The sequence below is a fragment of the Pseudomonas sp. AC239 genome, assembly GCF_979258545.1.
The window spans coordinates 2,709,987-2,717,500 of sequence record NZ_OZ409864.1; the positions used below are offsets into that span (position 1 = coordinate 2,709,987).

Here is a 7,514-nt window from a genome sequence, read left to right on the forward strand (position 1 = left end):
GTTGAAACTCCGTTAAACCGAGGCGGCGCGAGGTGAGTGATCGAACTGGCCGGCCATCCATGCGCCGACATCGCTCAGTTGTGTAAGGCCGGTGTCTTGCAGTGCCGACAGACGTCCGCCGCACAGCGCGCCGAGGCGATCGCTGATCTGGAACAATTCATCGAGGTCTTCGGAAATCACCAGAATCGCTGCGCCGGCATCGCGCAGGGCAATCAAGGCGCGATGGATGGTCGCGGCGGCGCCGACGTCGACGCCCCAGGTCGGGTGCGCGGCGATCAGCAGTTTCGGTTGCTGAAGAATTTCCCGGCCGAGGATGAATTTCTGCAGGTTGCCGCCGGACAGGCTGCGCGCGGCGGTCTGCGTGTCCGGGGTTTTCACGCCGAAGCGCTGGATGATCTGCTGCGCGAGGGTTTCGACTTTGCCGCGTTGGATCAACCCGTGGCTGACCAGCCCTTGCTGGAAAGCGCTGAGCAGGGCGTTATCGGCCAGACTCAACTCCGGCACTGCGCCGTGGCCAAGGCGTTCGGCCGGCACGAACGCCAGACCGAGTTTGCGCCGCGCGTCCGGGCGCAGGTCAGCGACGTTTCTATCTGCGAAGCGCAGGGTCGCCGCTTGCGCCCGGGGCAAGATTTGTTCGCCGCTGAGCAGGGCGAGCAACTCGTCCTGACCATTGCCCGCAACTCCGGCGACGCCGACGATTTCACCGCTGCGCACTTGCAAGTCGATGTCTGTCAGTGAGCAGCCAAACGGGTCCGGGTTGTGCCAGCTCAAACCCTGCACCTGCAAAAACGCCGCGCCACCGCTGACCTTCGGATACTCGCCAATTAATGCCGCCGCTTCGCCAACCATCAGTTGTGCCAGTTGCTGATCCGTACATTGCGCGGGCAGGCAATGCCCGGCTACCCGGCCGCCGCGCAGCACCGTGGCGCTGTGGCACAAGGCGCGCACTTCACCGAGCTTGTGGCTGATAAACAGAATGCTGCAGCCCTCAGCGGCGAGGCGACGCAGGGTGATGAACAATTCGTCCGCCTCTTGCGGCGTCAGTACTGAGGTCGGCTCATCGAGAATCAGCAGGCGGATGTCCTGCATCAGGCAACGGATGATTTCCACCCGCTGGCGCTCGCCGATCGACAGGCTGTGGACAAGTCGCTCCGGTTCCAGCGCCATGCCATAACGCCGCGATACTTCGCGAATCTTCGGCTCCAATTGTTTCGGCGTGCCGGCCGCCACGCCCATCGCCAAAGCAATGTTCTGCGCCACACTGAGGGTTTCGAACAGCGAGAAATGCTGGAACACCATGCCGATACCCAACTGCCGCGCCTGCGCCGGATTGCGGATCTGCACGCGCTGACCCTCCCAGAGCATTTCACCGCTGTCGCAGTGGGTGACCCCGTAAATGATCTTCATCAACGTACTTTTGCCCGCGCCGTTTTCACCGAGCAGGGCATGGATTTCACCCGGCGCGATGCTCAGGTCGATGGCATCGTTGGCCAGACATCCGGGGTAGCGTTTGCTGATCTGCCGCAGTTGCAGGCGCGGCGGGGAAGGGGCGATGGACATGACAGGCTCGACTGGCTTGGAGTTGTGCCTGTGGATAAAGCAATTTCCTGGCCATTGAGTCAGGAACGCTTGCGCAACCCGTTGGCAAACGCCGATTGCAACGCATTGGCGCTCGATCTGGTTCGTGGTCGAGCACCATTTCAGCGCAAAGCCGTTGATCAGGCTCCAGTTTTGCCCGCGAGTAGTTGGTTAAAAAGTGAGCAAACGCTTGCGGCCTAGACAGATCCAGCGACAGCGGTGGTCATGAACGGCTTATCCACAGGTTGCTCCACAGTAATTGTGCGCAAGCCTGGGACCCGGGCATAAGCACTGCATTGCTTTGTTCTAATGGTGATAAACGCAGTTAACTGTTTGTTTTTAAGCTGAATTTCCTTTTCGTCGGATCAATTGAACGAAAAGTGAACAAATCGCGCAAAGCCGCATGACAGAAGGGTTACAGCGGTGTGTGCTCAGGTTATCCACAAGCGGGTGCACAACAGGTGTGGGCAACTTGCCAACTCGGGGATGCCCTAAAAGATCGCAGCCTTCGGCAGCTACTACAGGGGAACGCATTTCAACTGTAGGAGCTGCCGAAGGCTGCGATCTTTTGATCTTGAATTTATCGCTGCAACAAAATCCGCCCACGGCTCAAGTCAGCAAGTTGCGTTTGCAAGATATCGATCTGCGCTTGCCCCACCGCTAACTTCAACTCCACCCCATTGGCCGTGAAGTTTTCCTCCACCACCAATCCACCGAGATCGGCCACGCGCAACTTCACCAGCGCCAACTCGGCAAATCCACAGGCGCAACTCAGCGACACACGGCTGATCAGCTCGATTTTTTCCGCCGCTTGCAGGCACTTGTTGGCGCCACCGCCGTAGGCCCGGGCCAAACCGCCGGTGCCCAGTTGAATGCCGCCGTACCAGCGGATCACCAGCACCGCGACCTGATCGCAGTTCTGCGCCTCGATCGCCGCCAGAATAGGGCGTCCGGCGGTGCCGCCGGGTTCGCCATCGTCAGTGCTGCGGTATTGCGCGCCGAGTTTCCACGCCCAACAGTTGTGCGTGGCATTCAAGTCGCTGTGCTGCTCGAAAAACGCCTGCGCGTCGGTAGGGCTGCTGATCGGTGTCGCCAGAGTGATAAAGCGGCTTTTGCGAATCTCTTCGCGGTACTCGCAAAAACCGCTGAGGGTGAAAGGCATAAACGTCTTATTGAGAAGGAGTGAGGCCGCAGCCTTTGAGAATGATGCGGATCAGGTTGTTGCCGGCGTCTTCCATGTCCTGCTTGGTCAACTTGCTGCGCCCGGTGACGCGGCAGATCTGCGTGGCGAAGTCGGCATAATGCTGGGTGCTGCCCCACAGCAGGAAGATCAGATGCACCGGATCGACCGGGTCCATTTTGCCTGCATCGATCCACGCCTGAAACACCGCCGCGCGCCCGTTGAACCAGGCGCGGTAATCCTGATTGAAATATTCGCTCAGGCATTCGCCGCCGCTGATCACTTCCATGGCGAAGATCCGCGAGGCCTGTGGCTGGCGCCGGGAGAATTCCATCTTCGCGCGGATGTAGCGGGTCAGCGCTTCGGCCGGGTCATCCTCGGCAGTGAGGGTGTTGAAGGTGCTGTCCCACAACTCGATGATGTTGCTCAGCACCGCCACATACAAACCGAGCTTGTTGGTGAAGTAGTAATGCAGATTGGCCTTGGGCAGCCCGGCATTCTGCGCGATGGTGTTCATGCTGGTGCCTTTGAACCCGTGACGGGCGAACTCGTCTTCGGCGGCTTTGAGAATGGTCTCTTCGTTCTTCTGACGAATGCGGCTGGCGGGTTTGCCGCCGTGGGCTGGGACTTCAAAGGTCATAGGCACTTCCGGGATTGTCTGTGGGTGCAACCAGTTGCGTTGATAGCGCACCCACAGGCATCCGACAAGTCCTTGCGCGGAAAAACAGTTACGCCTGTTCGATCTTGTTCAATGACGCGGGGCTATTTGCCGCTGTGGTTTTGCCTTCAGGCAACAACAGACAGAGGAAGATTGCCGTCAGCCCGCCGCTGGTGATCGCCGAGTCGAACAGGTTCTGCACCAGTTTCGGCAGTAGGTGCAGCAGGTTCGGTTGCGCGGCGATGCCGAGGCCGACGCCGAACGAAGTGGCGATGATCAACATACTGCGCCGGTCCAGCGGCGACTGCGCGAGAATGTGCACGCCCGCCGCCGCCACCGCGCCGAACATCACCAGCGTTGCACCGCCGAGCACTGGTTTGGGGATCTGTTGCAGCACCGCGCCGATCATCGGGAACAGGCCGAGGCAGAACAGGATCGCGCCGATGTACAGGCCGACGTAGCGGCTGGCCACACCGGTCAGTTGAATCACGCCATTGTTTTGCGCGAACGTCGTATTGGGGAACGCGCTGAAGGTCGCCGCGATCATGCAGCTCACGCCATCTCCAAGCACGCCACCGCGCAAGCGGCTTATATAAGAGGGGCCGCTGATCGGTTGGCGGGCAAGCATGCAATTGGCGGTGAGGTCGCCGACGGTTTCGATGGTGCTGATGAGATAAATCAGCGCGACCGGCAGGAAAGCGGTCCAGTCGAAGTTGAATCCGAACTTGAACGGCGTAGGAAAACTCACCAGCGGCAAGTCAGGCAACGGCTGTGGCAGCAATTTTCCGCTGAACCACGCGGCGATACTGCCGAGCACCAGCCCGATGATGATCGCCGACAGTCGCACCCACGGCGTATTCGAGCGGTTGAGCAGAATGATTGTCAGCAGCACGAACACGCCCAAGGCCAGATTGCCCGGCGCGCCGAAGTCCGGCGCGTTGAAGCCGCCACCCAGATCGGTGATGCCGACCTTGATCAGGCTGATGCCGATCAGCGTGATGACGATGCCGGTCACCAGCGGTGTCACCACTCGGCGCAACTGACCGATGAAACGGCTGAGCACGATCTGCACGATTGCGCCGAAAAAGCACACGCCGAAAATCATTGCCAGGATATCTTCCGGGCTGCCGCCGCGCTGCTTGACCAGAAACCCGGCTGACAGCACCGCACCGAGAAACGCGAAACTGGTGCCCTGCAGACAGATCATCCCCGCGCCAATGCCGAACGGTCGCCGCGCCTGGATAAAAGTGCCGACGCCCGAGACCATCAGCGCCATGCTGATCAGGTACGGTAGATGCGCGGTCAGCCCGAGCGCGGAACCGATCACCAGTGGCGGGGTGATGATGCCGACGAAACTGGCGAGCACGTGTTGCAGTGCGGCGAGAATGGCGGCGAGTGGTTTGGGGCGGTCGTTGAGGCCGTAGATCAGTTCACTGGACGAGTCGGAATCTGGCTGCATGGCTTTGGCTTCTTGAAGGAGAGTTATCCCTTCTCTGCAAAAACCTGTCCACTTGCTCAGGTTATTCCTGGATTCTGTCGATGAGGCCCTGCCGGGCTGGGCTCTGCGCGCTTATCTATCGCGTCGCGGCCAGACTCTCGAGGAAACTTTCCAGCACCAAATGAGGGCGCCGCCCCTTGCGCGTGACCGATGCCAGACTCAAATCGTAATACCGCGTGCCGGCCTTGAGCGCGCGCAACCGCCCTTGCTGCACCCAAAGGCTGGCGTAGTGATCCGGCAAATAACCGATGTAGCGCCCGGTCAGAATCAGAAACGCCATGCCCTCACGGTCAGAGGCACTGGCGGTGCAGTTGAGCGCCTGATAGTGCGCCTGAATTTCCGCCGGCAAACGGAAGGTCGGCGCAATTGCGTCCTGACTGTCGAGGCGCTGATCGTCGAGTTGTTTGTCATCGACATAAAACAACGGATGACCCACCGCGCAGTACAGCAGCGAACGCTCGCTGTACAACGGCTGATATTCCAGCCCGGATAAGGCACTGGCCTGCGGCACCACGCCTACGTGCAGGCGTCCGTCGAGCACACCTTGTTCGACTTCGTTCGGCGCAATCATGCGAATCTGGATCTGCACATCCGGCCCGCGCTCCTTCAACTGCGCGAGGGCATGGGTGATGCGCATGTGCGGCAGGGTGACGAGGTTGTCGGTCAGGCCGATGATCAATTCACCTCGCAAGTGTTGGTGCAGACCGTTGACCTCAGTGCGGAAACTTTCCAGCGCACTCAACAGTTGCAGCGCTGACTGGTACACCTCGCGACCTTCCTCGGTCAGCGAAAACCCGGCCCGCCCACGCTGGCACAAGCGCAGGCCGAGGCGCTGCTCCAGATCGCTCATCTGCTGGCTGATCGCCGAGCGCCCGATGCCAAGCACGGTTTCCGCTGCGGAGAAGCCGCCACACTCCACGACACTGCGAAAAATCCGCAGCAGGCGAATATCAAAATCACTGACCTGAGCCAATGGATCGGCGCGGCGGCTGCTCATTTTTTGTTCTCTTTGTTTAGCATGGGTCTAACTGAAGGTTAGAAGAGTTGAATTTCACCGACTTTATCCGCGTGGCAACTTAGCTGCAACAACGCTTTCCATCTCACTGACGCTTATGCCCTGCGAGGTTTTGCCCGATGAACATGCCTGAAAACGCGCCATCGCCACTGGCCAGCCAACTGAAGCTGGATGCGCACTGGATGCCGTACACCGCCAACCGCAACTTTCAGCGCGATCCGCGTCTGATCGTCGGCGCCGAAGGCAGTTGGCTGTTCGACGACAAGGGCCGCAAGATCTACGACTCGCTGTCCGGTCTGTGGACCTGCGGCGCCGGGCACACCCGCAAGGAAATCCAGGAAGCCGTTTCGAAACAGTTGGGCACTCTCGATTACTCGCCGGGCTTCCAGTACGGCCACCCGCTGTCGTTCCAGCTGGCTGAGAAAATCACCGAGCTGACGCCGGGTAATCTCAACCACGTGTTCTTCACCGACTCCGGCTCCGAGTGCGCCGATACCGCAGTGAAAATGGTCCGTGCCTATTGGCGTCTGAAAGGTCAGGCGACCAAGACCAAGATGATCGGCCGTGCCCGTGGCTATCACGGCGTGAACATTGCCGGCACCAGCCTCGGCGGCGTCAATGGCAACCGCAAGCTGTTCGGTCAGGCGATGATGGATGTCGATCACCTGCCGCACACGCTGCTGGCGAGCAATGCCTTTTCCCGTGGCATGCCGGAGCAGGGCGGTATCGCTTTGGCTGACGAGCTGCTCAAGTTGATCGAGCTGCACGACGCTTCCAACATCGCTGCGGTGTTCGTTGAGCCGATGGCCGGCTCTGCCGGGGTATTGGTTCCACCCCAGGGTTACCTCAAGCGTCTGCGCGAGATCTGCGATCAGCACAACATCCTGCTGGTGTTCGATGAAGTGATCACCGGTTTCGGCCGTACCGGTTCGATGTTCGGCGCCGACAGCTTCGGCGTGACCCCGGACTTGATGTGCATCGCCAAGCAGGTCACCAACGGCGCGATTCCGATGGGCGCGGTGATCGCCAGCTCCGAGATATACCAGACCTTCATGAACCAGCCGACGCCGGAATACGCCGTGGAATTCCCTCACGGCTACACCTATTCGGCGCACCCGGTGGCCTGTGCCGCTGGCCTGGCGGCACTCGACCTGCTGCAAAAGGAAAACCTGGTGCAGAGCGTCGCCGAAGTCGCGCCGCATTTCGAAAATGCGCTGCACGGCCTGAAAGGCTCGAAGAACGTCATCGACATCCGTAACTACGGCCTTGCCGGCGCGATCCAGATTGCCGGGCGTGACGGCGACGCCATCGTGCGTCCTTTCGAAGCGGGCATGGCCTTGTGGAAAGCCGGTTTCTACGTGCGCTTCGGCGGCGACACCCTGCAGTTCGGCCCAACCTTCAACAGCAAGCCGCAAGACCTCGATCGTCTGTTCGACGCGGTCGGCGAAGTGCTGAACAAGCTCGACTGATTTTCCTTCTATATATACCTACAAAAACGGGCACGCCTTAACGGGTGCCCGTGGACAAAAATTCAGGAGTGTTCGATGAGCGTTATCCCGCATTTGATCAATGGCGAACTGGTGAC

Annotated in this window: 7 protein-coding genes (1 of these 7 only partly in view); 2 read left to right on the plus strand and 5 right to left on the minus strand. The window is 60.0% G+C overall.

Going from position 1 to position 7,514, the window contains the following annotated elements:
• Positions 1-12: 12 nt before the first annotated feature.
• From ACZ0AZ_RS12295 to ACZ0AZ_RS12315, 5 genes are all read right to left on the minus strand, one after another.
• Complete coding sequence (locus tag ACZ0AZ_RS12295) at positions 13-1,560, minus strand: ABC transporter ATP-binding protein (protein ID WP_463537458.1); 1,548 nt, start codon at positions 1,558-1,560, stop codon at positions 13-15.
• Positions 1,561-2,158: 598 nt separating this feature from the next.
• Complete coding sequence (locus tag ACZ0AZ_RS12300) at positions 2,159-2,740, minus strand: IMPACT family protein (RefSeq protein ID WP_463537459.1); 582 nt, start codon at positions 2,738-2,740, stop codon at positions 2,159-2,161.
• 7 nt (positions 2,741-2,747) lie between these two features.
• Positions 2,748-3,398, minus strand: coding sequence for a TetR/AcrR family transcriptional regulator (locus tag ACZ0AZ_RS12305; protein ID WP_463537460.1), 651 nt, complete (start codon positions 3,396-3,398; stop codon positions 2,748-2,750).
• 88 nt (positions 3,399-3,486) lie between these two features.
• Positions 3,487-4,875, minus strand: coding sequence for a uracil-xanthine permease family protein (locus ACZ0AZ_RS12310; protein WP_463537461.1), 1,389 nt, complete (start codon positions 4,873-4,875; stop codon positions 3,487-3,489).
• A 115-nt stretch (positions 4,876-4,990) separates the two neighbouring features.
• Positions 4,991-5,911, minus strand: a complete 921-nt coding sequence (locus ACZ0AZ_RS12315; RefSeq protein WP_039764096.1) for a LysR family transcriptional regulator — start codon at positions 5,909-5,911, stop codon at positions 4,991-4,993.
• Between the two features lie 137 nt (positions 5,912-6,048).
• Between ACZ0AZ_RS12315 and aptA the strand changes: the two genes are divergently transcribed.
• Entirely contained in the window at positions 6,049-7,398 is a 1,350-nt protein-coding gene (gene aptA / locus ACZ0AZ_RS12320; protein WP_042609779.1) for an omega-aminotransferase AptA, read from the plus strand.
• Positions 7,399-7,473: 75 nt separating this feature from the next.
• Positions 7,474-7,514: the start of a CoA-acylating methylmalonate-semialdehyde dehydrogenase gene (locus tag ACZ0AZ_RS12325; RefSeq protein WP_039764099.1), read on the plus strand. The gene runs 1,453 nt beyond the window's last position; 41 of the gene's 1,494 nt are visible here — the first part of the coding sequence; the start codon lies at positions 7,474-7,476; its stop codon lies beyond the right edge, outside the window.